We start from the raw sequence: 24,779 nt of genomic DNA, 5'->3' as shown, positions 1-24,779 counted from the left end.
TTACTGTCATAGATTCGGCGACTCCTCTGCCGGTGGTCGCCCTCGGCAGATATCGAGGTAAACGGCGGGCGATTCGTATCGTGCGCAACCGATTTGTCATCGGGCCCGTCACGGCCACCAGATCGACGCCGCGATTACCAGCAGTGGTAGGCCTATCGCGATGGCAAAGCCGGCTATCACCAGCGCGCTCATCGTGGCACCTTCCCGAATGTCCAGCGTGCGAAGCTCAGGCGCGGTACGACCGTTTCCACGTCGGCCACGTTCATCACCGCGTTGAGTTCGAGTGCGCTCAGATGGTCGGGGGCGGGCAGGATCACCATGTCGGCGGCAATGTTGCGTGCCTGAGCTGCGACCTGTAATACAGACCGTTCACACGGCCATTCGAGGTGGTATCCGAGATGGCGGGCGAGTCGTTGAATCTGGGTGCGATCCCAGTCGGGCGCGCGGCTGAGGTCGTAATCGACCCAGCCGAACGCGATCGGGCGGCGGTGGCTCATGTTTCGGACATCTCCGCTTCTGGAAGCGATGGAGGGCTCCACCCGACCGGCCGTAGACGGCCGGGTGGCCCTTGGAGCGGTAGCGGTCCGGTTTCCGCTTCCGGTGTCAATGTTTCTGCGGTGTGGTGATGCCAACCAGTGGCATACCTAGTGGTCCCGGGGTGGCATCTCTAGTGGCACGCCGACATAACCCGAAATATGCAGGCATCATGTCGATATGCACACGGGCACGCTCATCCGCGACCTGCGCCAGGCTCGGGGATGGTCCCAGGGTCGTCTCGCCGACGAACTGGCCGAACACTCGGGTATGTCGATCAGCCGCGAATACATCTCGCGCCGCTGGGAGTCCTGTAAGTCTGTGTCGTCCCCGTTTTGGCTGCGGCATCTGGCTGCTGTTCTGGATGTGCCGCTGGCAGTTATGGAGTCCGACGTGAATCGCAGGAAATTCCTATCGACTCTGGCCGCAACCACTGTCGCGCCGGGTGTCGCATCCGATCTGCTGGCGGAGGGTTTCTCCGCGCGGCTGCAGGGTGCCGGGCCATCGGTGGATGCGTGGGCGGACACGTTGACCACCTACGGCGCCGACTACATGACGTTGGGCGCGGCCGAGATCCAGAAGCGGCTGGCCGTCGACCTCGCGGTGATCCAGCAGCAGTGCGATTCGCCGCAGATGTGGGCACATGCCGCACGCTTGATGACGTTGTACGCCAAGACGTTTCCCGGTTCGGATGGAAATCGGGCAGTGTCCTGGTACCGGATGGCTGCCGAGTCCGCTGATCGCTCCGGGGACATCGGCACCCGGGTCTGGGTTCGTGGCCGGGCTGCTATCGCTCTCGGCTATGAGGGTGCGGCGCTGCCGGTGGCGGCAATGTTTGCCGACCAGGCCCTCGCCCTCGACGATCGGCCGTCGCTGGGCCGGTTGAATGCGATTTACGGCAAGGCGCATGCGGCAGCGATTGCGGGAGATGTCGACACTGCCCGTGGCCTCGATACCGAAGGGCGACTGGTGTTCGACCGCGCCGGTTCGGGAGATGACGAAGCATCCGACTATGCGGTTCCGTACTGGCGGCTCGGGGTTTTCCGATCGTTGTTACGTGCCCGGCTCGGCGATGAATCGGATGCGGTGGACGCCCAAGACGAGGCGCGCCGATTGCTGCCGCCGACGCTTCCGCGGTTCGCCACTCACCTGGAAATGCACCGGGGCCTGATGCTGGTTCGCGCGGGTGATCGTGCGGGTGGAGTCTTATCTGCGAGGACAGCACTGGAGGCGCTACCGCCGGAGAAGCACTCACTCACATTGCGGATGCTCATGGACGAGATCACCGGACCGGTATGAGGATCCGCACGGGCAGGCCCTCGCCGAACGGGATCTCACCCATACCGTGCTTTGAGGTCGGTGTCGAACAAGCATCGGACGAATAGCGCACAGTTGCTTGTTTGACAGAGTTGTCTGTTTGAAGTAGCGGTCCTGGCGGTGGCGCGGGACACCGGATTCTCTGCTCCGTGCGGTACGTTGCCCCGACGTCACAAATCATATACGATTTCGGATATGACCTCGAGCGAGAGTGCTTCTACTGCTGCGCTACCAGCTGAAACGCGGTTCGCCGGCCTGCCTTCGGCGCCCGGGAAAATTATCGCGGTACACCTCAGTTATGAGTCCCGTGCCGCTCAGCGCGGGCGTCGGCCGGGTGCGCCGTCGTACTTCTTCAAGCCCGCGAGTTCGGTCGCGGCGACCGGTTCGGTGGTCGAGCGGCCGGGGGGAACCGAACTGCTCGCTTTCGAAGGGGAGATCGCGCTTGTTATCGGCGCACCGGCCCGCCGGGTGTCGCGCGAGGATGCTTGGTCGCACATCGCGTGGGTTACGGCTGCGAACGATTGGGGGCTCTACGATCTCCGGGGTAACGACAAAGGGTCGAACGTCCGCAACAAGGGGCGCGACGGTTATACGCCGCTGGGGCCCCGGCTGATCGATGCCCGTCAGGTCGATCCGGCCGCGCTCCGGCTGCGGACCTGGCACAACGGCGAGCTTGTGCAGGACGATACGACCGCGGGAATGATTTTCCCGCTCGCGCAGATCGTGGCCGATCTGTCCCAGCACCTGACTCTGGAAATCGGTGATGTCATCCTGACCGGGACTCCCGCCGGTGCGTCGGTCGCCGTGCCGGGTGATGTCGTGGAGGTTGAGGTCGACGCGCCCGCGGCAGGGTTGTCGACCGGCCGGCTCGAGACACGGGTCGCCGAGGGGGCGGATACGTTCGATCCGGCGCTCGGATCGTTGCCCTCTGTCGATGATCGGCAGCGCGAGGAGGCGTGGGGGTCGCGGGAAGCCGCGGGGCTCGAACCGGAGAGCGCCGGTCTTTCGCCCGAGCTGCGGGCCAAGCTGATGGAGGCGCCGGTCGCCGGGTTGTCCGGGATTCTGCGTAAGCGCGGTCTCAACAATGTGTCCATCGACGGTGTGCGCTCGCTGCGGCCCGGGACGAAGATGGTCGGCACGGCGAAGACCTTGCGTTTCGTGCCGAACCGGGAAGATCTGTTCCGCAGTCACGGCGGCGGCTACAACGCGCAGAAGCGCGTGTTCGACAGTGTCGCCTCCGGCGAGGTCATCGTTATCGAGGCCCGCGGTGAGCGCGGTTCGGGCACGCTCGGTGATGTGCTCGCGCTGCGTGCGAAAGCGCGCGGAGCCGCTGGGATCGTCACCGACGGCGGTGTCCGGGATTCCGCGGCGGTCGCCGAGATCGGGGTACCGGTATTCGGGCAGGGTGGGCATCCGGCTGTGCTGGGTCGCAAACATGTGCCCTGGGAAAGCGATATAGCGGTGGCCTGTGGCGGGGCGACGGTTCTTCCCGGCGACATCATCGTCGGCGACGACGACGGTGTCATCGTCATCCCGGCAGCCATGGCCGAGGAAGTTGTCGACGCCGCACTGGCGCAGGAGGCCGAGGACGCCTGGATCGCCGAGCAGGTCGCGGCCGGGCATCCGGTCGACGGCCTGTTCCCGATGAACGCCGAATGGCGGGCGCGCTACGAGGAGGCACGGGCATATGCCGACAGGTGATCCGGTTATCGCTGCCGGGAGCAAATCGCAGCGCGCCTACGAATGGATCCACACGCGCATCGCCGACCGCCGGTTCGTTCCCGGGTATCGGCTGGTCCTGGGGTCGATCGCCGAATCGCTCGGGATGAGTGTGGTGCCGGTGCGGGAAGCCATCCGGCGGCTCGAGGCCGAAGGGCTCGTCGAGTTCGAGCGCAATGTCGGCGCCCGGGTCGCGCAGATCGACCAGAGCGAATACCTGCACACGATGGAGACACTCGGCGTCGTGGAAGGAGCGGCCACCGCGCTGGCGGTACCGCATCTCACCGAGGCCGATCTCGATCGGGCCGCGGCCGTGAACGCCCGGCTGCGGGCGCTGCTCGACGATTTCGATCCGAACCTGTTCACCCATATCAACGAGCAGTTCCACAGCGTGCTGTTCGAACCCTGCCCGAACCCGCACATTCTCGATCTGGTGCACCGCGGCTGGACCCGGATGTCCGGCTTGCGGTCGTCGACCTTCGCGTTCGTGCCCGACCGGGCTCGTGAGTCGGTGGCGGAACACGATCAGATCGTCGACCTCATCCGCCGGCGGGCCGATCCTCTCGAAATCGAGATGGCCGCGCGGCAGCACCGCTGGCGCACCATGAACGCCTATCTCGGCCAGTACGAACCCGGCGCGCACCCGTTCGATGCGGCCGAACCCACCGACTGACCCCTTTCCCCGACCTCGTACAGGAGGATTCCCATGGCCGACAGTGTGTCGCCACAGCATCATGTACCGGCTGATCTACCGGACCGCATCCGTCACTACATCGACGGTGCCTTCGTCGATTCCGTCGACAGCGACACCTTCGATGTGCTCGACCCGGTTACCAACGACGCCTATGTGCGGGCCGCCGCGGGTAAGAAGGCCGATATCGATCGTGCCGTCGACGCGGCCCGCAAGGCGTTCACCGAGGGCCCGTGGCCGAAGATGCTGCCGCGTGAGCGGTCCCGGGTGCTGAACCGGATCGCCGATATCGTCGAATCCCGCGACGCCTGTCTGGCCGAACTGGAGAGCTTCGATTCCGGCCTGCCCATCACCCAGGCGCTGGGGCAGGCGCGCCGGGCCGCCGAGAACTTCCGTTTCTTCGCCGACCTGATCGTCGCCCAGGCCGACGACACCTACAAGGTGCCGGGCCGCCAGATCAACTACGTGAACCGCAAACCGATCGGTGTCGCGGGCCTGATCACCCCGTGGAACACGCCGTTCATGCTGGAGAGCTGGAAACTGGCCCCGGCGCTGGCCACCGGGAACACCGTGGTGCTGAAACCCGCCGAGTTCACGCCGCTGTCGGCGTCGCTGTGGGCGGGTATCTTCGAGGAAGCCGGGCTGCCGCAGGGTGTGTTCAACCTGGTCAACGGCCTCGGTGAGGACGCCGGCGATGCCCTCGTCAAACACCCCGACGTGCCGCTGATCTCGTTCACGGGCGAAAGCAGCACCGGGCAGATCATCTTCGGCAATGCCGCGCCCTATCTGAAGGGCCTGTCGATGGAACTCGGCGGGAAATCGCCGGCGGTGGTTTTCGCCGACGCCGATCTCGACGCCGCCCTCGACGCCACTGTCTTCGGTGTGTTCTCCCTCAACGGTGAACGCTGCACCGCGGGCAGCCGGATCCTGGTGCAGCGCGAGATCTACGACGAATTCGTCGAACGCTACGCCGCGCAGGCCGAACGGGTGAAGGTCGGCTACCCGCACGACCCCGCCACCGAGGTCGGCGCGCTCGTGCACCCCGAGCACTACGACAAGGTCGTCAGCTATATCGAGATCGGCAAGGGCGAGGCCCGTCTGGTGGCAGGCGGCGACCGTCCCGCGGACTTCCCGGCCGGTAACTTCGTGCGCCCCACCGTATTCGCCGATGTGAAACCCGACGCCCGGATCTTCCAGGAGGAGATCTTCGGCCCAGTCGTGGCGATCACGCCGTTCGATACCGAGGAAGAGGCGCTCGAACTCGCCAACGGCGTGAAATACGGTCTGGCCGCCTATATCTGGACCAACGATCTCAAGCGTGCGCACAACTTCTCGCAGGCCGTCGAGGCGGGCATGGTGTGGCTGAACTCGAACAATGTGCGCGATCTGCGCACCCCGTTCGGTGGTGTGAAGGCCTCCGGCCTCGGCCACGAGGGCGGCTACCGCTCCATCGACTTCTACACCGATCAGCAGGCCGTGCACATCACGCTCGGCAAGGTGCACAACCCCACCTTCGGCAAGTCCGCGTGAGCTCACACCCGGACCTCTCCCGAACCGTACTCACCCCAAGGCAGCAGCAATGACCGAACGCACCCCTACCTCCTCCGGCTTCTTCGTCACCCAGGAAGCCCCCATCCACGCCGACGACCCGGTGGCCACCCCCACCGCGCCGCCGCCGGATATCGTGCGCGCCGCCTACGCCGAACTCGTCGTCACCGATCTGGCCCGCTCCCGCGAGTTCTACGTGGACGTGCTCGGGATGACCGTCACCGAGGAGGACGAGAACGCGGTCTACCTGCGCACTCTCGAAGAGTTCATTCACCACAACCTGGTGATCCGAAAGGGCCCGGTCGCCGCGCTGGCGGCCCTGTCCTACCGGGTGCGGACGCCGGAGGACCTGGACCGGGCGGTCGCCTTCTACACCGAGCTCGGCTGTCGCGTGGAACGCCGGGCGGAGGGCTTCAGCAAGGGCATCGGCGATTCGGTGCGCGTGGTCGACCCGCTCGGCTTCCCGTACGAATTCTTCTACGAGACCGAGCATGTCGAGCGGCTGGCCTGGCGCTACGACCTATACACACCCGGTGCGCTGGTCCGGCTCGACCACTTCAACCAGGTCACCCCCGATGTGCCGCGCGCGGTGAAGCACTACCAGGACCTGGGTTTCCGGGTGACCGAGGATATCCAGGACGAAGCCGGCACCACCTACGCCGCATGGATGCGCCGCAAACCGACCGTCCACGACACCGCCACCACCGGCGGTGACGGCCCGCGCCTGCACCATGTCGCCTTCGCCACCCACGAGAAGCACAACATCCTGTCGATCTGCGACAAACTCGGCGCGCTGCGGCTGTCCGATCACATCGAGCGCGGCCCCGGCCGACACGGTGTCTCCAACGCCTTCTACCTGTACCTGCGCGATCCCGACGGCCACCGCATCGAGATCTACACCCAGGACTACTACACCGGCGACCCGGACAACCCGGTCGTCACCTGGGATGTGCACGACAACCAGCGCCGCGACTGGTGGGGCACCCCGGTCGTCCCGTCCTGGTACACCGATGCCTCGCTCGTGCTCGATCTGGACGGCAACCCGCAACCGGTCGTGTCGCGCACCGATTCCAGCGAGCTGGAGGTCACCATCGGAGCCGACGGATTCTCCTACACCCGCGAACCCGGCGACGAGGACCTTCCGGACTGGAAAAAGGGCGAATACAAGCTGGGCCACCAGCTCTGACGACCGAGGCCGGTCCCGCCGCGCGGGACCGGCCGACAGGAAGGATTTCCGATGGCGCTGGACGCCGAAACCATCACGGCGATCGCCGACGAACTGGCCGCCGCGGAACGCGACCGCGCGACGGTGCCGCTGCTGACCGGGCGCTACCCGGCAATGACCGTCGAGGATTCCTACGCGGTGCAGAACGAATGGCGCCGCCGGGGGATCGCGGCCGGGCGCCGGCCGGTGGGGCGCAAGATCGGGCTCACCAGCAAGGTCATGCAAGCGGCCACCGGTATCACCGAACCCGATTACGGCGCCATCTTCGCCGACGCGGTATTCGACAACGGCGCAGTGATCGAGCACGGGCAGTTCTCCAACGTGCGGATCGAGGTCGAACTCGCCTTCGTTCTCGGTGAGCCGCTGCGCGGGCCCGATGTGACGGTCTTCGATGTGCTGCGCGCGAGTGAGTATGTGGTGCCGGCGCTGGAGATCCTGTCCTCGCGGGTCGAACTACCGGGCCGGACGATCGTCGACACCATCAGCGATAATGCCGCCTTCGGTGGACTGGTGTACGGCGGGAACCCGGTGAAACCGGGCGATATCGACCTGCGCTGGGTCTCGGCCCTGCTGTACCGCAACGAGACCATCGAGGAATCCGGGGTCGCCGCGGCGGTACTCAACCACCCCGCCACCGGTGTGGCCTGGCTGGCGAACAAACTCGCTCAGCACGGCGACAGCCTCGGCGCCGGCGAGATCGTCCTGGCCGGCTCCTTCACCCGCCCGATGTGGGTGGAACAGGGGGATACCGTACTCGCCGACTACGGACCGATGGGAACGATCTCGTGCCGCTTCGTCTGACCCCCACCTTCCGCGACCGGCTGGCCGCCGCGGACCGCACCCTCTACGGCGGGTGGATCTGCTCGGGTTCCCCCGTGGTCGCCGAGATCATGGCCGGCGCGGGCCTGGACTGGCTCCTCATCGATATGGAGCACGCGCCCAACGGCCTGGAATCCGTGCTCGCGCAGCTCTACGCCGTCTCCGGTTATCCGTCGACGCCGCTGGTCCGGGTACCCGCCGGCGAGACGGTGATCATCAAACAGGTGCTCGACCTCGGCGCGCAGAACCTGCTGGTGCCGATGATCTCGACCCCCGGCGAGGCCGCGGCCGTCGCCGGAATGACACGGTACCCGCCCGCCGGAAGCCGCGGCGTGGGCAGTGCGCTCGCCCGCTCCGCCCGCTGGAACCGGGTCGAGGATTATCTGACCGACGACGCCGACCATGTGTCGGTGTTCGTGCAGATCGAAACGATCGACGGTGTCGAGAACGCCCGCGCGATCGCCGAAACACCCGGTGTGGACGGCGTATTCGTGGGTCCCAGCGATCTCGCCGCCTCGATGGGCTTGCTCGGGCAACAGACCCACCCCGAGGTGGTCGCCGCGGTGAAACGTGCCTTCACGGGTATCGCCGCGGCCGGTAAACCCATCGGCGTCAACGCCTTCGACCCGGCCGCCGCGCGGGACTATGCCGCGGCGGGCGCCGATTTCGTTCTCGTCGGAGCCGATGTGGCGCTGCTCGCACGAGGTTCCGAGCAGCTGGCGAAGAGCTATATCGGCAGTACCGGAGAATCGCCGCGTACCTCGTACTGAACGAGCCCGACCGCGCACCGCACCACCGGCACTCGGCGATACCCGACGAGCCGTCCCCGACTGTTCCACCTCCAGGAGTGACGTAGTGACCGACCGAGAGAATGCGCTACTTGCCGCCGTCCCGAACCAGCTGTTCATCGGCGGTGCATGGGTCGATGCCACCGGCGGCGCCACGTTCGCGGTGCACGATCCCGCGACGGGACAGGTGGTACGTGAGGTCGCCGACGCCATGCCCGATGATGGAATCCGCGCCCTGGACGCGGCGGTCGCCGCACAGGAGTCGTGGGCCGCCACCGCGCCCCGCGCACGCAGTGAAATCCTGCGGCGTGCTTGGGAACTCGTGCAGGAACGCGCCGAGGATCTGGCCCTGCTGATGACAGTGGAAATGGGTAAACCGCTGGCGGAAGCGCGCGGTGAAGTGGCCTACGGCGGCGAATTCCTGCGCTGGTTCAGCGAGGAAGCCGTCCGCGTACACGGCCGGTACGGCAGCAACCCCGAAGGTACAGGGCAGATGATCGTCTCCCAGCATCCGGTCGGGCCTTCGTACTTCATCACCCCGTGGAACTTCCCGTTCGCCATGGCCACCCGCAAGATCGCGCCGGCGCTGGCCGCGGGCTGCACCACAGTGCTCAAACCCCCGGAGGCCACACCGCTGACCTCGCTGTTCTTCGCCCAGTTGCTGGCCGACGCCGGGCTGCCCGCCGGTGTGGTGAACGTGGTTACCACCACCTCCGCGAGCCGTATCTCGGCACCCCTCATCGCCGACCCCCGGCTGCGCAAACTCTCGTTCACCGGCTCGACCGGGGTGGGCCGCAAGCTCATCGCACAAGCCGCGGATACGGTCCTGCGCGTCTCGATGGAACTCGGCGGCAACGCCCCGTTCGTGATCTTCGACGACGCCGACCTCGACAAGGCCGTCGAAGGCGCCTTGGCGGCCAAGTTCCGCAATATCGGGCAGGCCTGCACGGCCGCGAACCGGTTCATCGTGCACGAGCGGATCGCCGAGGAGTTCGCCGAGCGGATCACCTCCCGCGTAGCCGAAATGACAATCGGCCGCGGCACCGAGGACGGCGTGACAATCGGGCCGCTCATCGACGACAACGCGGTACGCAAGGCCGCCGACCTCGTCGCCGACGCCACGGGACGCGGTGCGGTGGTACGCACCGGCGGGGCCCGGGTCGAACGGCCCGGCAGCTTCTACGAACCCACGGTCCTCACCGGAGTCGCCGACGGCAGCGAAATCCTGCGCGAGGAGATCTTCGGCCCCGTCCTCGCCATCACCACGTTCACCACCGAGGACGAGGCTGTGCGGCTCGCGAACAACACCGAGTACGGCCTGGTTTCGTACGTGTACACGCAAGACCTCGCGCGTGGTCACCGCATGATCGACCGGCTGGAAACCGGCATGATGGGCCTGAACGCCGGTGTCGTCTCCAACGCAGCGGCACCGTTCGGCGGGATCAAACAGTCGGGAATCGGCCGGGAAGGGGGATTCGAGGGTATCCACGAGTTCCTCTTCACCAAGTACACCCTCATCCCGAACACCTGATCTCGAAGCCGTCGAGCCGGTCATCGGAATCCGGTCCCGGCGAACTGCCGCAGATGGCGAAGGTCCGGCCGGTTGCGGCAGTGGGTTTTGATCCGGGAGACGGTCAGCAGCTGGGGTGCTGGGCGATCATGGCGAGTTCGACAGCATCGGCCATGGCGCGGTAACCCGACGGGTTGGGATGGAGACGGTCGGGGCTGGAGTAGTCGGCCCGGAGGGTCGCGGGGTTGTGTGGGTCGCGCAGGGCGGCATCGAAATCCACTGTGCCGTCGGCGAGTTGCTGGGCGCGGATCCAGGTGTTGATCGCCTGGCGGTGTTTTTCGCTGTCGGGGGCGAGCAGGACACCGTCGACGAGAGCGTCGGAGGCGGGTAGCAGGGTGCCGAGCCAGATTTTCTTTCCGGCGCGGTGTGCCGCGGTGATGAGTTGCTCGTAGCCGGCGATCACCTGTTCGGCGGTTGCGGGTGGCGGCAGTCCGAGGTCGTTGATGCCCTCCTGTACCAGGACCCCGCTCACGCCCGCGTGATCCAATGCGTCGCGTTCGAATCGGGTGAGGGCGCTGGGGCCGAGGAGGAACGGTTCGCCGCCGGTGACCACCCGGTTGCTGCCGATGCCCGCGTTGACGACCGAGACGGGTATGCCCGCGTCGTCGAGTCTGCGCTGGAGGAAGTCGGGATATCGGCTGTCGGTGTCGGCGACAGCGCGGTCGGCCGGGATTCCCATCGGGGTCGTGCCGACGAATCCGTCGGTGACGGAGTCGCCGAACGCCACCACGGCATGCGTGCCGGCCGGTGCCTGCACATCCAGGCCGTGGACGTAGAACCAGGATCCGGTCCGGGAAGTGAACTGGCCGGCGGCTGTCCGGCTGGTGAGGTTGCCGCTGCCCGGTGGTGAATAATAGGAGGTCGCGTTGGCGTTCCAGTGTTTGGTGGGGGGACCGGCTGGGCCGGCGACGTGGATACCGACGACCAGTGGCTGTGCGGGGGTGGTCCGGAACGGTAGCGGGTCGCTGACAATATCGGCGCCTGCGGGAACAGTGATCGATCGGTTGCCGCCGAAGGTTACCGGCCGGATTCGGGTTGCCCCTGCTCCTTCGGTTTGCTCACCGACGGTGACCTCGCCGAAGGTGACCGGTCCCTGCCCGAAGCGGTTGGTGAGATGCACTCGCAGCTGCTCGCCGCCGAGATTCGGGGTGATGACCATGCGGAATGTCTGGTCGTCGACGGTCAGTGGTACCGGTCCTCCCGAGGCGTCCAGCGGGGTCAGGGAATCGGTGGGGCTCGCGGTCCACGCCGCGACGAATCGGTCTCGGGCGCAGTGTTGTTCACCTGGCTGCGCGGTGACGGGGGTGGCGCCGGTCAGCGCCGATGCCGCGACGGCCAACGCGATCATGGCTGCGTATCGTCCGGCCGGTGCGGTGCCGATGCGTTTCGGCGCTGTGCGGGAACGGTTCGGATTCACCGGCATTTCACCTCGCCGCCGGGTATGGGAGAGCACACGACGGACGCCGTGGACCCGGTCGCGGGCGCGTGACAACTATGCATTTCGCCTACTCTTCGTCGAGCCGGTGGTGCTCGGGCTTCATCCGCGGCCGTGGTGTTCTCCCGGTCGTGGCGTGGGCAAGCCCGTTCCCACTCGGGTTGGGCACTCGCTTTCGAGGGCCGGGGTGCCGGCCGGAGCGGCCTGAGGGCCGGGCGCTGGTTCGCGGAGTGACGGTCGGCGCCGGAGACAATCGGGGTGGTACCGGCTCCGTCGGCCGAATCATGGATGCTGCCGAGATGGCGGCGCCGCATCGATGAAACCCATGGTGGTTACTTCCTCGCTGGCAAAAGTAGACCAGCCGGGTGCACGCGAAGTGCCGTCCGGGCACCGCCGTCGGTGAGCGCGAGGGATTGTGCGGTGAACGGTCGGTTTCGGCGGTCGAACGGCTTTCCGGACGGCGGAGGGTCAGTCCCCCGTTCGGTCCGGTGCCCGGAAAGGTGCTGCGAGAGAGGCGATCACCGTCTCGTCGGGTCCGGGTTGCCGGTTCGTCCCACCGGATACTGCGGCGGCCGCGTCGGCGTGGTTGTCGTGGGTGAGCCGATAGGCCGCGCGGTCGAGGATGGGCAGGATTTCGGTGATCTCGAGGTTGCGGTCGGCGAAGCGGCCGATCAGCGCGTAGGTGAGGTTGTTCAGCACCAGCGAGATGTCTTCGACATAGGTGGGGTCCGCTCGTTCGAACAATGCGGTGAGGACCGGTTGCATCGCCTCGATGCCCTGGGCGTCGAGGCGGTGTCCGCAGGGGCCGGTGCGGGCGTGATGGTATGCCTCCAGCATCCGGGGGCTGCGCTCCCACGGTTCGAATACGTACCGGAAAATCCGCATCAGGCCGGCGCACAGGGTTTCTCCCGGCTGTGGTCGTTGCATCGCGGTGAAACTGTGGGTGGCCATCCAGTGCTCGACCGCGGTGACGATCAGTTCGTCGCGATCGGCGAAATGCTTGTACACGGTGGCCAGTGATACGTGCGCGCGGCGTGCGACTTCGCGGAGTTGGACTGCTTCGTATCCGTCGGTTTCCAGCAGGTGCAGGACAACATCGATGATCTGATCGACTGCCGCTGTTTTCGGTGCTGGACTCACAGGTCAACGGTAACGAGGCCCGGTTTCTGCGCGGGAACCGGACCGGCGCGGTCCTCGCCTGACCGTCTGGACACCCCGAGTAACTATGTTACTGTCCGGTACGCCGCAGCTGTGACGTGCTTCATCGGGGCATGGCTGCGTGACTCGGGGCACTCGGCACCTGGTCCCGGGTAGAGGTTCATGGAGAGGTATCGATGTACCAGCAGTACTGGCAGAAGTCGCGGCGGAGACGGCTACCTCGGGGCGTTCGGATGACAGCGGCCGCGGTGGCCGTCGCCTGTGCGGCCGCGCTCGCGGTGGTGACGACCCAGCAGCCCGAGGCCGCGGCCGCGCCGGACGGGTTCTATACCCCGCCCGAGCAGATCCCGGCCGAGCCCGGCACAGTGATCCGGACCCAGCCGATGTCGCTGCTGGCCACGCTGCCTTCCGACCAAGGTTGGCCGGGCAAGGCGGAGCACATCATGTACACCACCCGGTTGCAGGACGGGTCGCCGGTCGCGGTCACCGGGACCTATATCGATGCGGCGGGCCCGTGGCTGGGGGCCGGTCCGCGGCCGACGGTTGTGATCGGTCCCGGTACGTCGGGCCAGGGCGACCGGTGCGCCATGTCGAAGGCCTTCTCGACGGGGATCACGATCACCACCGATCCGTCGCCGTCCTTGTCGGCGAATCAGGAGTTGCCGTCGTCGGCGGTGTGGAGCCGCCTCGGTGCGCGCGTGCTGGTGACCGACTACGTCGGGTTGGGCACACCGGGGACACATACATACGCGAACCGGATCGAGGAGGCGCACGCCGTTCTCGACGGTGCGCGGGCGGCCGGCAACCTGGCCGGCACCGGACCCGATACTCCGCTGGTGTTCTGGGGTTACTCGCAGGGCGGCGGAGCTGTCGCGGCGGCGGCCGAGATGGCGCCGGACTACGCGCCCGAACTGAATCTGAAGGGCACCTGGGCCGGGGGCCCGGTGGCCGATCTGGCCGCGATCCTCGAGCGTATCGACGGAGCCCTGATCGGCGGGGCGATCGGTTTCGCCGTCAACGGTTTGCTGGCCCGCTATCCCGACTTGGAGAAAGCGGTCGACCGGGTGACCAGCCAGGCCGGCCGCGACACCCTGGCAGCACTGAGCGACGCCTGTATCGGCGACATCATCACCCGCTACCCGTTCCTGAAGACCAGCTCACTGACCCGCGACGGGCAACCACTCGGCGCTCACCTGCGGGCGATCCCGGAAGCTGCCCCGGCCCTGGCCGATCTCCGGGTGGGCACCCTCACCCCGGCTTCACCGGTGCTGATCACCAGCGGACGCAACGACGACACGGTGCCCTACAACCAGGCCCGGCAGCTCGCCGACGACTGGTGCGCCAAGGGTGCCACGGTCGAGTTCCGGACGAACGAGTTGCCGCCGCTGCTGCCGGGAACCACCATCCCGAACCATTTCGGCCCGGAAATGATCGACGGATTCGGCCCGGACAACGCAGTTACCTATCTCCTGGATCGCCTGGCCGGCAAGCCGGTCTCCGGCTGCACCATCGACTGACGACCCGGCGCCGAGGCGCCCGCCGCCCGCACGAGAAATCGTGCTGTGCGGATTTCCGCTCGGCGGCCGGCACGGCTTCGTAGTACCACGCGCATCACCCTACGGCGGTGTGCGGCTGCAGCCGTGCCCATTCCAGGGATGAACGCAGTCCTGCTCCGAGAACACACCGAAGGATTGATTGATGAAGGAAATCACGCGCCGATCACTGCTGGCGGGCGCAGCCGCCGCAGGTGCGGGCCTCATCGGGGCACGCGCGATCGGGTCGCCGGCTCCGGCCGCGGCCCAGGTCGGCAATGTCCCACTCACTCAGGAAGAGCACCGGGTGGTGGTGATCGGCTCCGGGTTCGGGGGCGGTGTCAGCGCTTTGCGTTTGGCGCAGGCGGGAGTGCCGGTCACGGTGCTGGAACGGGGACTGCGGTGGCCCACCGGCCCGAATTCGGAGACGTTTCCGCGGGCCACCGCGCCGGACAAGCGGCTCCTGTGGTGCCGCTCCAGCCCGAATCTGTTCGGCCGGCCACTGGCGTTCGAGCCCTACACCGGCCTGGTGGAAGCTGTCCCGGGCGAGAATATGACCGCCCTGTGCGCCGCCGGGGTGGGTGGTGGTTCGCTGGTCTATCAGGGGATGTCGCTGCAACCGTCGGAAGCAGTGTTCAATACCCATTTCCCGCAGGAACTGGACTGGCAGACCATGAACCGGGTGCACTACCCGCGGGTGGCCGGGATGCTACGGCTGGCCGAAGCGCCCGACGAGCTGGTCGATTCCGAGAACTACCGCGCGGCAAGGGTATTCGCCGATCGCGTGCGGCGCGCGGGGATGCCGCTGTCGAAGATTCCGATGCCGATCGACTGGGATTTCGCACTGGCCGAGTTGCGTGGCGAGATGAAACCCTCGTACACCAACGGTGACGGAGCGATGGGCGTCAACAACGGCGGCAAGCACTCCGTGGACGTCACCTACATCGCCGCGGCGGAAGCCACGGGTCTGGTGCGGGTGCAGACCCTCCACGAGGTGACCGATATCGAACGGGCGCCGGACGGCCGCTGGATCGTGCGGGTGCAGCGTCTCGATACCGCCGGTGCGGTGGTGGAGCACAAGGTGCTCACCGCCGGCGCACTGATCCTGGCGGCGGGCAGCCTCAACACCACCCGGTTGCTCGTGCGCGCCGGCGCCAAGAAGATGATCCCTGATCTGCCGGACGGTCTCGGCACGGGCTGGGGTACCAACGCCGACCGCATCTACGTCTGGGCGGACCCCTCCGCGGGATTCGGTGCGCCGCAGGGTGGCCCGGTCGTCTACGGCAGCCTGAACTGGGACGACCCACAGACCGCGCACACCGTTATCCAGGCCTCCATACCACCGCTGGCACTGGATCCGAGCAGCACGATGATGGTCGGCTACGGGGTCAGCGACGGCCGCGGGCAATTCCGCTACGACGCCGCCCGCGACGACGCGGTCCTGCATTGGCCGCGGGAGGGCGACAGTGCCATCCAGGACGGGCATATCGGACCGGCCGTGCACCGGATCGCCGGGCCGGGCGGCGCGCTGGTGGACACGAACGCACTGTTCCCCTCCACCTGGCATCCGCTGGGCGGCGCGAGCATGGGTACGGTCTGCGATCTGGACGGCCGTGTGCACGGTCAGCGCGGGCTCTATGTTCTCGACGGTGCGTTGATGCCGGGTAATACCGCCGCGTGCAACCCGTCGATGACCATCGCCGCGGTCGCCGAACGAGCGTTGGACAACCTCGTCGCCCAGGATGTGGGCACGCTGATCTGAACCGGCTGCCAGGGGGGCCGGACGAATAGCCGGCGCCCGCCGATCGGGCGTCGTCGATATGTGTGAACGGATCGGTCAGCGGATCACCATGCCGCCGTCGACTGCGAGGACCTGTCCGGTGACATAGCTGGTGTCGTCGGACAGGAGAACGGCGATGGTCGCGCCGACCTCGTCGGCCTGCCCGATCCGCCGGAGCGGCAGGTCCGCCGCGGTCTGTGCCGCGGTCTGTTCGTCGTCGAACACCGAGCCGAGTCCCTCCCCGGCGGTAGCGCCGGGGCATACACAGTTGACCCGAATACCCTTCGGGCCGTAGCGGAGTGCGGTGCGCCGGGTGAGTGCGACGACAGCACCTTTGCTGGCGGTATAAGCCATCCCGTAGCCGTGCCCGCGTAAACCGGCGGTCGAGGCGACGGTCACGATCGACCCGCCGGCACCGAGCAGCGGCAGTGCCGCCCGCAACACCAATACGGTGCCGCGCAAATTGACATCGAGGACACGGTCGAAAACCGCCATATCGAGGTCCTCGAGATCGAGCAGGTCGGGCGCTTCGAACACGCCCGCACTGGTACAGACACCGGCGACAGACGGCAACCGCGCGGCCGCTTCCGTCACCGCCCCGGCGACCGAATCCTCGTCGGCGACATCACAGCCGAGAGCGAACGCCGTGCCGCGGGCGGCGAGGTCGGCGGCCTCGGCAGTCAGTTTTCCGATATCGCGGTCCAGCATGGCCACGGCGGCCCCGGCCGAAACCAGTTTCCGGCATGTTCCCAGACCGATACCGCTTGCCGCGCCGGTGACGATGTATCCCCGGCGCCCGAGATCCTGCATATCGATACTCTCCGTACTCTCCGTCGATCGTTCCGGCCGCTGGTGGCTGTCCGGTCGGGTCAGGGCAGGACGGCAGGCATGCTGTCCCAGCCGCGGACCGTCGACGTTGTCGACATCCGTGCCGCGGTGAGGTCGACGTCCCATTCCGGGAAGCGTCGCAGTACCTCCTCGAGAGCGATACGGCCCTCGAGCCGGGCGAGGGCGGCGCCGAGGCAGAAATGCGCGCCGATCCCGAATCCGAGATGGGGTTGTGGCGGGCGGTGGAGGTCGAAAAGGTCGGCGTCGGGCGGGAAGCGGCGGTTGTCGTGGTTGGCTGCCCCGATCAGGAGCATCATCACGCTGCCCGCGGGTACTTCGTGGCCGTGGTGTTCGACGGAGCGGGTGACCCAGCGTGCGGCGTGGGGCGCCGGTGGTTCGAGGCGGAGCAGTTCCTCGATTGCCCGCGGGATCAGCTCGGGGGCTTCGGCGAGTTCACGGCGTTGATCGGGATGCTCGGCGAGGACCTTGCCCGCCCAGCCGATCAGCCGCGTCGTGGTCTCGTTGCCGGCGCCGGCCACCACGTTCACATACATCAGCAGTTCGTCGCGGGTGAGCCGCCGCAGAGTTCCCGTTTCGTCCTCGAACTCGACGTTGAGTAGTTCGGTCACAATGTCGTCGGAGGGGTGCTTCTCCCGCCAGTCGATGTACTCGGCGAAGATCCGGCCGTCGTCAAGCCCGTCCGAGGCAGCCGTCATCGGCCGTCCGTCTTCGGTGGACACCTGAGCGTTGGAGTGATCCCGGACCGCCTCCTGGATTTCCTCGGGAATGCCCAAGAGCATGCAGATCACTCGCATGGGCATGGGGGCGCCCAGGTCTGCGATGAAGTCGAAACCAGCGCTGCCGACGAGGGGATCGAGGCTGCGGGCGCAGAATTCGCGCACCATCGGTTCCAGCCGGCTGATCGTGCGGGGTGTGAACATGCGCGCCACGAGCCGGCGATGGATATCGTGGCGGGGCGGGTCCTCCATCACCAGCAGGCCCGGCGGAATCTCGATACCGGCCTTGATCAGTTCCAGGACATTGCCGCGGCCGGAGCTGTAGGTGGCAGTGTCGGCGAGGCAGCTGTTGACGTCGGAGTACCGGCTCAATGCGTAGAAGTCGTGCTGTTCGTTGTAGTACAGCGGCTTCTCTTCGCGGAGCCGGGCGAACATCGGGTACGGGTTCGCGATGAGGCCCGTGTCGTAGGGATCGAAGAATACTTCGCTGGTAGCGGAGACGGTCATGGCCGTCGCTCCTCTCCGGGAGATGAACCCCCAAGAGCATCGATTCATGCCGGGGCGGCCTGATGGCACCCACGGCGGCGAGGCCGGGTTGCCGCCGTAGGTGCCCGTCCGCATATGAGATACGGACATGTCGCTAACATACGTCCTCGTATGTGAGATTGTCAGCCGTATGCGAGTTTTCGCTTTGACAGGATGGAGCGATGGTGGAGCGCTGGACCCGGGAACGACGCACCGAACACACGCGCAACCTGCTCGTCGACGCGGCGCAGGAGGTCTTCGCCGCCAAAGGATTCGGTGCGGCGAGCCTCGATGACATCGCCGCTGCCGCCGGATACACCAGGGGTGCGATCTATGTGCACTTCAAGGCCAAGGAAGATCTGTTCCTCGCGGTCCATCACCGATACTGGCGGCGCTTCTTCGACACCTTCACCGAACTGCTCGCCTCGGTCACCGAAATCGGCGAGGCCGAACTCACCGAAATCGCCGGACGCTGGCGCCGGCTCGCCGAAAGCGGCGGCACCCAGCAAGCCGCATTGGGCTACGAATTCACCCTCTACCTGCTCCGGAACCCCGGAGCCCGCGCGCGCGTGGTGCCACAGCAGCAGCGGGTCCACGATGAACTCACGGCCTTCGTTGTCGAAAGCCTCGGCAAGCTGGGTGCCACACTCGTCATGCCGGCCTCGACCTTCGCGCAGTTGCTGATCGCCACGAGCGACAGCATCATGCTGGCCGCCGAACTGAACAAGACCGACCTGTACCGGCCGATACTCGAGATGTACACGGCAGTCATCACCGTGCCCTGACCAGCGGTCGTACGAGGCCGGCCGCACCGGTAATCCGGTGGTTCCCGGCAGGCGGTGCTCAGAGGCCGGTTTCTCCATTGCCCCGGGCGAGGACCTGCGGGCCGTACCGGGAAACGATCAGGGTCCAGGGTTCGGCGTAGGGGCCACGGTGTTCGATACGTCGCTGCAGGGCCAGTGCCGTGCGAATCGCGGGTCGCAGAAGCGGGCCGGTGGCCCGGAGGGCTGCGCGCAGCAGACGCGGCTGGGCCTCGGCGATCCACGTGACCGTTTCGGCCCAATCGTGCTGTTGGAAGTCCAGCAGTGCTTGCGATTCCGTGGTGTCGAACCAGCCGGTGAATGCCCATCCCCGATCGTCGCCGGGATCGCCCGGCAAGCTGGCCGAAAGTCCGAGCCGGCCTATGCCCATGGCTTCGAACATGGCGTCCTCGACGTCGCGGTGGGTGTGGGCGTAGCTGTCGTTACCGGCGATGAGCAGCACTTTGCCGTTGATGCTGTCGCGACGTTCGACGGCGTTGGCGAATGCCAGCGCGACGTCGCGGGCATCGACGCCGTGTAGCCGGTTGTCGCCGGGGGTCGCGCGGATCAGCACCAAATGGTCGGTGTTGATCCCGGCGGTGGTGTCGGGGGACAGTATGCCGCCGAGCCTGAGGAAGGCATGGGGGAGACCGCTGCCGGTGATGACGCCCTCGGCCAGTACCTTGTCTTCGCCGTACTGGTCGATCGGGGCTACCGGGGTGTCCGCGGTGATGCGTCCGGGATGCCGATGCGGATTGCGGGAACCGTATACCGCTGCGCTGGAAGCGAACAGCAGCAGCGGAGCGACCGGCAGCTTCTGCCCTGCGCGCACCAGGTTCTCGGTGCCGCCGACGTTGATCCGCCGGGCCAACTGTGGGTTGCGGTAGGACTGCGGGGAGAACATGGCGGCCAGGTGGATGATCGTGCCGGGGTGGTGTTCGTCCACCAGGGCCTCGACAGCGCCGGAGTCGAGCAGATCGGCGAAGGTGGTGCGCAGCGTGCCCGGCTCGGCGGCCCCGGCCAGTCTCTCCGCGGCCGACAGTGCGGCATCGGTGCGCAGATCGGTTGCCACCACCGTATGGCCCCTGGACAACAGGAGTTCGGCGACGCGTTTGCCGACCTGGCCGAATGCGCCGGTGATGAGGACGGGAGCGCGCATGGTGCCTTCTTTCACGCCGGATCGCGGGGATGCGTGTAGCCGTCGGGAATGCGCGGGAACAGGCGAGCCGGCGACAAGGGATCGTCAGGGGAGTTTGACGACGGACAGATACATTTCGAGGATCGGCCGGTAGAGGTCGATATCGTCGAGTTGGCTTCCGAGTATCACCGAATCGCTGGTGGCGATGAGTACCTGGGCGAAGGCGCGCGGCGTGATCGTCAGGCTGCCGCCCACGCGCTCGAGGTTCTCGGCGACGAATGCGGCGAGTTCTTCGGCCACCTCCAGCCGTTTGGCCGCTACCCGTGCCCGGGCCTCCGGATTGCGTAGAAGGTAGAGGGTGAACTCGTGGCCGAGCGCGGCGTGTTCGGCGCCGCGGTCGTGGCTGAGTTTGCGCCAGCGTTCGGCCACTCGGTCGAGTTCGTGCGGCCCCACCGCCGTGACGTTCGAGAGTACTTCGGCGAAGTTGTCGAAATAGCGGCGCCAGTATCGGTCGCTCACCGCCAGGAACAGCTCCTCCTTCACGGAGAAATGCTTGTAGATGGCGCCCTTCGTGTAGCCGGCCGCGTGTGCGATGTCGTCGAGAGTGGCGGCCGCGAAACCCTTTTCGGCGAACACTTCCTCGGCGGCATCCAGCAGGAGGGCGCGGGTGCGCTCCAATCGCCGCTCTTTCGTCCAACGCTCCACCACGGAAACGATCCTAACATGGATCTCAGAAACCCATTGTGATGACAGATACTCGTAGGTATCTTAACGAAGGGCCGGATGCCGGAAGGAGGCGGACTTCGCCGTGAAAACGGATTTCCGTTGCGGTGCCGGTGATATCGAGCGCGTGCCGAGTCCCGCTGTCGGCGATCGGACCCGCTAGCGCTGCAGAACGCAATCCAGAAGGGGCAGTTGCATGAGCGAACTGTCGAACAACAAAACCGCCGAGGTCACCGAAAAGCTCGGCTCCGCGGCCCTCGGCACCGAGAATCGGCAGACGAGCAAAGGCATCTATATCTGGGCCGTCCTCGGCGGGCTGATCCTGGCGCTCCAGGTGTATGTGTGGATCAGATGGATCACCGGCCCCTACTTCGAGCGGGTACCCACCGGCCCGAACGATCCACCGATGCTCATGAAGACGATCCTGAGCATCTGGACGGCCGGCGTCCTGATCGGCTTTCCCCTCGCCATCTACTGGTGGATCATCAGACCGTGGTGGCGCGAGCGCCGGATCACCCTGGACGGCATCCTGCTGGCGTCCATGGGCCTGATGTTCTTCCAGGACCCGTTCCTGAACTATGTGAACACGTGGTGCACCTACAACACCTGGATGTTCAACAGGGGTTCCTGGGCGCCCTACGTTCCGGGCTGGGTATCGCAGGAAGAACCGGGTGCCCAGGTCGCCGAACCACTACTGATGAATGTCCCGGGTTACGCGTGGGGCGTCCTGCTCATCACGATCATCGTGTGCTGGTTCATGCGGAAGGTCAAAGCACGCTGGCCCGGGATCAGCAACCTCCAGTTGATCGGGGTCACGTTCGCGTTCACCTTCGTCCTCGACTTCATCATGGAAGGCTGCATGCTGCTGCCGCTCGGGCTCTACACCTTCCCGGGCGCGATCCAGTCGGTGTCGTTCAACGCGGGTCACTACTACCAGTGGCCGATCTACGAGGGCCTGATGTGGGGCGCGGTCCAAGCGGGTCTGGCCTGCCTGCGTTTCTTCACCGATGATCGCGGGCGCACGATTGTGGAGCGTGGGCTCGACCAGGTCCGCGGCGGCGTCGTCCGGCAGCAGCTCACGCGTTTCCTGGCGATATTCGCCGCGGTGAGCGCGATCTTCTTCGTCTTCTACAACCTCCCCGCGCAATGGGTCGGCCAGCACGCTGATCCCTGGCCCGAAGATATCCAGGAGCGTTCGTACTTCACCGGCGGCATCTGCGGGGACGGAACGGACAAGCCCTGCCCCCATCCCGATCTGCCGATGCCACGCAACGACTCCGGCTACATCAACAAAGACGGGCAGCTCGTCCTTCCGGACGGAGTCGAGGTTCCGAAGATCGTCCCGTTCCAGCCGGAGAACTGATATGCCGACCACAGCCACAGCCGTGAGCCGCCCCGACGTGCAGGCGCCGTTCTACCGGGCGGTCGGAGACGAGGCCGAAGTATTCCGCGCGGCGTCCTGCCGCGGAGTACCGGTCCTGTTGAAAGGTCCCACGGGATGCGGGAAAACCCGCTTCGTGGAGGCCATGGCGCACGAACTGGGCCGCCCGCTGATCACCATCGCCGGCCACGAGGATATGACCTCCGCGGATCTGGTGGGCCGGTTCCTGCTCAAAGGCGGTGAAACGGTGTGGGTCGACGGACCCTTGACGCGGGCGGTTCGCGAGGGCGGAATCTGCTATCTGGACGAGATAGTGGAGGCGCGTCAGGACACCACTGTGGTGATCCACCCGCTCGCCGACCATCGCCGCGAGCTTCCTGTCGACCGGCTGGGCACGACGGTTCCGGCGGCGCCGGGCTTCCAGCTGGTGATCTCCTACAACCCCGGATACCAGAGTGTTCTGAAGAACATCAAGGAGTCCACCCGGCAGCGATTCGTCGCCATCGAACTCGGCTTTCCGCCGCCCGAGATCGAGCGTGAGGTGGTGGCGCGTGAGGCCGGGGTCGCTCCGGAGATCGCGAATGCTCTGGTCGCGCTGGGTAACGCCATCCGGAACCTCGACGGATCACCGCTGCGGGAAGCGTCCTCGACCAGGATGCTGATCCTGGCCGGGTCCCTGGTGGCAGGTGGGCTGAACCTGCGCGCCGCCGTGCGGTCCGCGGTGGTCCAGGCCCTGTCCGATGATCCCGATATCGTCCGCGCCCTCGGTGAACTCGCGGACGCTGTTCTGCCGTCATCATGACCCCATCGGAAACCGAAGGCCCGGAACGATTCCGGCTCCTCGCGACTTTCCTCGCCGGCCGGGCCGTCGCCGTTGCGGCGGCCCGGGCCGGCGAGGCCGCGTACACCGACGGCAACGCTGTCTTCGTTTCCGCGGGTCGCCCCGCGCAGCAGCGCAATGAAGTGCTGGTGCAGTGTGCTCTGCTCCGGGCGGGAAGCCTGGAGCTCGATGTGATCAAGCGGCTGCGAGGACGTCCGCGCCTCGCGCGTCGCTATCTGGCGCTCGAAGGCAGGCGCGCGCTCACCGAGCTCGCGCGGCGCGTGCCGATCGCCGCCGCACTCGGTCCGTACGGGGAAGCGCAGACTGCCACCGTCGCCGAATCGCTCGCCCTCGCGAGAGGTAAGGCGGTGATCGTCGATCCGCCGGAGTGGTTCGGGGTGATCGAGCCCGCCCGATTACTGAAGTCCGGCCGCGGACCGAGTGCCCGGGCGACCGACAAGGACCTGCGGCTGGAATTCGAGCAGCTCGAGCAGCTCGAGCCCGACGACGAAGAAGACGACGAAGCGGAGGGTGCCGGCACCAGCCGCATCCTGAAACTGTTCGAGAATCCACTGGTCAACTCGGAGAAGCTGGCCGATCTACTGCGGAAACTGCTCGGCACCGCGCGTGCCCCCGGGGACAGCGATGCCGGTGCCCAGATGCGGGTGCGTGCCGTGCGGCGCGGCCGGATGGCCGGTGGCGATGCCCGGCCGCTGCCCACCGCGATCAAATTCGTGGTCGACGGAAAACCCGGCGCCGTCACGGGGACAGGCGGAATGTGGTATCCGGAATGGGATGTCCACGGCAACCGGTACCGGCCCGACTGGTGCCGGGTGCTGGACTTCCCGCTGAGAACCGCCGCCGATACCGCCGCCGCTGATATCCCGCACGACGAGGTGCTCCGGCGCCGCCTGGCCCGTGTCGGACTCGGCCCCGAGGTCTCACGCCGGCGTCCCGACGGAGACGAACTGGATATCGATGCCCTGCTCGATCTGGTCGTGGATGTGCGGTCGGGTTGTTCGCCAGCGGAGAACGTCTACGCCGAAACTCGCAAACGTGCCCGGAATCTCGGTGTTCTGATCTTGCTCGACGCCTCCGGGTCGGCCACCGACACGGATTCGGATGGTCTGCCCGTCCATGAGCACCATCGCCGCGCCGCCGCCGTCCTCGCCGCGACACTCGACGATTTGGGCGACCGGGTCGCGGTCTACGCATTCCGATCCGACAGCCGGCGCGCCGTCCACCTCCCGGCGATCAAGACCTTCGACCAGCGATTCGGCGCCGTTGAGCGGGCGCGACTCAACGAGATACAGCCCTCCGGCTATACGAGGCTCGGTGCCGGTATCCGCGGCGCCGGCCGGATCCTCGAAACCGAGGCAGGCACACCGTATCGTCTGCTCCTCGTCCTATCCGACGCTCTGCCCTACGACCACGGCTACGAAAGCAGCTATGCGGAAGCCGACACTCGCAGAGCAGTCGACGAACTCCGCGACGACGGGATCGCCTGCCTCGGCCTGTCCCTCGGCGCGACGACCACCACCGACACGCTCGGACGGGTCTTCGGTCCGGCCGGGTACGCGAATGCCGCGACCCTGTCCGACCTGAGCCCGTACATGGACGAATTGTTCTCGGCGGCGCTGCGCGAGCTCAGCGCGCCGAAACCCCAGGGAAGCCGATAACGCCCGCCGAGGTGTACGGACACTCCCGTCGA

The 24,779-nt window shown here is 66.7% G+C and carries 21 protein-coding genes; 14 read left to right on the top strand and 7 right to left on the bottom strand.

Annotation, left to right across the window (positions count from 1 at the left end; all coding sequences use genetic code 11):
• Positions 1-188 precede the first annotated feature (188 nt).
• Complete coding sequence (locus tag ABZ827_RS07830) at positions 189-497, bottom strand: hypothetical protein (RefSeq protein WP_357233920.1); 309 nt, start codon at positions 495-497, stop codon at positions 189-191.
• A 217-nt stretch (positions 498-714) separates the two neighbouring features.
• Here ABZ827_RS07830 and ABZ827_RS07825 point away from each other — a divergent pair, with 217 nt between their 5' ends.
• The 8 genes from ABZ827_RS07825 to ABZ827_RS07790 all read left to right on the top strand — a co-directional run bounded on the left by ABZ827_RS07825 (position 715) and on the right by ABZ827_RS07790 (position 10,172).
• Positions 715-1,833 (top strand): helix-turn-helix transcriptional regulator, encoded by a 1,119-nt coding sequence (locus ABZ827_RS07825; RefSeq protein WP_357233918.1) that lies wholly within the window; start codon positions 715-717, stop codon positions 1,831-1,833.
• Positions 1,834-2,046: 213 nt separating this feature from the next.
• The gene (locus tag ABZ827_RS07820) at positions 2,047-3,552 is read left to right on the top strand and encodes a fumarylacetoacetate hydrolase family protein (RefSeq protein WP_357233916.1); all 1,506 of its coding nucleotides are present in this window, start codon (positions 2,047-2,049) and stop codon (positions 3,550-3,552) included.
• Complete coding sequence (locus ABZ827_RS07815) at positions 3,539-4,243, top strand: GntR family transcriptional regulator (RefSeq protein ID WP_357233914.1); 705 nt, start codon at positions 3,539-3,541, stop codon at positions 4,241-4,243. Before ABZ827_RS07820 ends, ABZ827_RS07815 begins: the two co-directional genes overlap by 14 nt.
• Positions 4,244-4,276: 33 nt before the next feature.
• Positions 4,277-5,791 (top strand): 5-carboxymethyl-2-hydroxymuconate semialdehyde dehydrogenase, encoded by a 1,515-nt coding sequence (gene hpaE / locus ABZ827_RS07810; RefSeq protein ID WP_357233912.1) that lies wholly within the window; start codon positions 4,277-4,279, stop codon positions 5,789-5,791.
• A 49-nt stretch (positions 5,792-5,840) separates the two neighbouring features.
• Entirely contained in the window at positions 5,841-6,995 is a 1,155-nt protein-coding gene (gene hpaD / locus ABZ827_RS07805) for a 3,4-dihydroxyphenylacetate 2,3-dioxygenase (protein ID WP_357233910.1), read from the top strand.
• A gap of 51 nt (positions 6,996-7,046) precedes the next feature.
• Entirely contained in the window at positions 7,047-7,835 is a 789-nt protein-coding gene (hpaH, locus tag ABZ827_RS07800; protein WP_357233908.1) for a 2-oxo-hept-4-ene-1,7-dioate hydratase, read from the top strand.
• Positions 7,820-8,623, top strand: a complete 804-nt coding sequence (locus ABZ827_RS07795; protein ID WP_357233906.1) for an HpcH/HpaI aldolase/citrate lyase family protein — start codon at positions 7,820-7,822, stop codon at positions 8,621-8,623. Before hpaH ends, ABZ827_RS07795 begins: the two co-directional genes overlap by 16 nt.
• 85 nt (positions 8,624-8,708) lie before the next feature.
• Entirely contained in the window at positions 8,709-10,172 is a 1,464-nt protein-coding gene (locus tag ABZ827_RS07790) for an NAD-dependent succinate-semialdehyde dehydrogenase (protein WP_357233904.1), read from the top strand.
• Positions 10,173-10,275: 103 nt separating this feature from the next.
• Here ABZ827_RS07790 and ABZ827_RS07785 read toward each other — a convergent pair whose 3' ends face one another.
• Positions 10,276-11,559 (bottom strand): GDSL-type esterase/lipase family protein, encoded by a 1,284-nt coding sequence (locus ABZ827_RS07785; RefSeq protein WP_357233902.1) that lies wholly within the window; start codon positions 11,557-11,559, stop codon positions 10,276-10,278.
• Positions 11,560-12,114: 555 nt separating this feature from the next.
• Positions 12,115-12,786, bottom strand: a complete 672-nt coding sequence (locus tag ABZ827_RS07780) for a TetR family transcriptional regulator (RefSeq protein WP_357233900.1) — start codon at positions 12,784-12,786, stop codon at positions 12,115-12,117.
• A 251-nt stretch (positions 12,787-13,037) separates the two neighbouring features.
• On the opposite strand from ABZ827_RS07780, the gene ABZ827_RS07775 reads away from it, so the two are divergent.
• Both ABZ827_RS07775 and ABZ827_RS07770 read left to right on the top strand, forming a co-directional pair.
• Positions 13,038-14,321, top strand: coding sequence for a lipase family protein (locus ABZ827_RS07775; protein WP_357233898.1), 1,284 nt, complete (start codon positions 13,038-13,040; stop codon positions 14,319-14,321).
• Positions 14,322-14,502: 181 nt separating this feature from the next.
• Entirely contained in the window at positions 14,503-16,098 is a 1,596-nt protein-coding gene (locus tag ABZ827_RS07770) for a GMC oxidoreductase (RefSeq protein WP_357233896.1), read from the top strand.
• A 75-nt stretch (positions 16,099-16,173) separates the two neighbouring features.
• Here ABZ827_RS07770 and ABZ827_RS07765 read toward each other — a convergent pair whose 3' ends face one another.
• On the bottom strand, positions 16,174-16,926 hold the full coding sequence (locus ABZ827_RS07765) for an SDR family oxidoreductase (RefSeq protein WP_357233894.1): 753 nt from the start codon (positions 16,924-16,926) through the stop codon (positions 16,174-16,176).
• A 59-nt stretch (positions 16,927-16,985) separates the two neighbouring features.
• Entirely contained in the window at positions 16,986-18,188 is a 1,203-nt protein-coding gene (locus ABZ827_RS07760; RefSeq protein WP_357233892.1) for a cytochrome P450, read from the bottom strand.
• Between the two features lie 200 nt (positions 18,189-18,388).
• Here ABZ827_RS07760 and ABZ827_RS07755 point away from each other — a divergent pair, with 200 nt between their 5' ends.
• Positions 18,389-18,991, top strand: a complete 603-nt coding sequence (locus tag ABZ827_RS07755) for a TetR family transcriptional regulator (protein WP_357233890.1) — start codon at positions 18,389-18,391, stop codon at positions 18,989-18,991.
• A gap of 58 nt (positions 18,992-19,049) precedes the next feature.
• Here ABZ827_RS07755 and ABZ827_RS07750 read toward each other — a convergent pair whose 3' ends face one another.
• Entirely contained in the window at positions 19,050-20,165 is a 1,116-nt protein-coding gene (locus ABZ827_RS07750) for an NAD(P)-dependent oxidoreductase (protein ID WP_357233888.1), read from the bottom strand.
• Positions 20,166-20,249: 84 nt separating this feature from the next.
• Positions 20,250-20,852: a TetR family transcriptional regulator gene (locus tag ABZ827_RS07745; protein ID WP_357233886.1), complete on the bottom strand. Its 603-nt coding sequence runs from the start codon at positions 20,850-20,852 to the stop codon at positions 20,250-20,252.
• Between the two features lie 211 nt (positions 20,853-21,063).
• On the opposite strand from ABZ827_RS07745, the gene ABZ827_RS07740 reads away from it, so the two are divergent.
• From ABZ827_RS07740 to ABZ827_RS07730, 3 genes are read left to right on the top strand one after another with little or no spacing between them, the layout of a single operon-like run.
• The gene (locus tag ABZ827_RS07740) at positions 21,064-22,230 is read left to right on the top strand and encodes a spirocyclase AveC family protein (protein ID WP_357233884.1); all 1,167 of its coding nucleotides are present in this window, start codon (positions 21,064-21,066) and stop codon (positions 22,228-22,230) included.
• Between the two features lies 1 nt (position 22,231).
• On the top strand, positions 22,232-23,050 hold the full coding sequence (locus ABZ827_RS07735) for a CbbQ/NirQ/NorQ/GpvN family protein (RefSeq protein ID WP_357233882.1): 819 nt from the start codon (positions 22,232-22,234) through the stop codon (positions 23,048-23,050).
• Complete coding sequence (locus ABZ827_RS07730) at positions 23,047-24,747, top strand: VWA domain-containing protein (RefSeq protein ID WP_357233880.1); 1,701 nt, start codon at positions 23,047-23,049, stop codon at positions 24,745-24,747. Before ABZ827_RS07735 ends, ABZ827_RS07730 begins: the two co-directional genes overlap by 4 nt.
• Positions 24,748-24,779: the final 32 nt, after the last annotated feature.

Origin of the sequence: Nocardia sp. NPDC019395 (assembly GCF_040632335.1) — a bacterium.
In the GTDB taxonomy this organism is placed as follows: domain Bacteria; phylum Actinomycetota; class Actinomycetes; order Mycobacteriales; family Mycobacteriaceae; genus Nocardia.
This window is presented reverse-complemented; position numbering and strand designations above follow the sequence as displayed.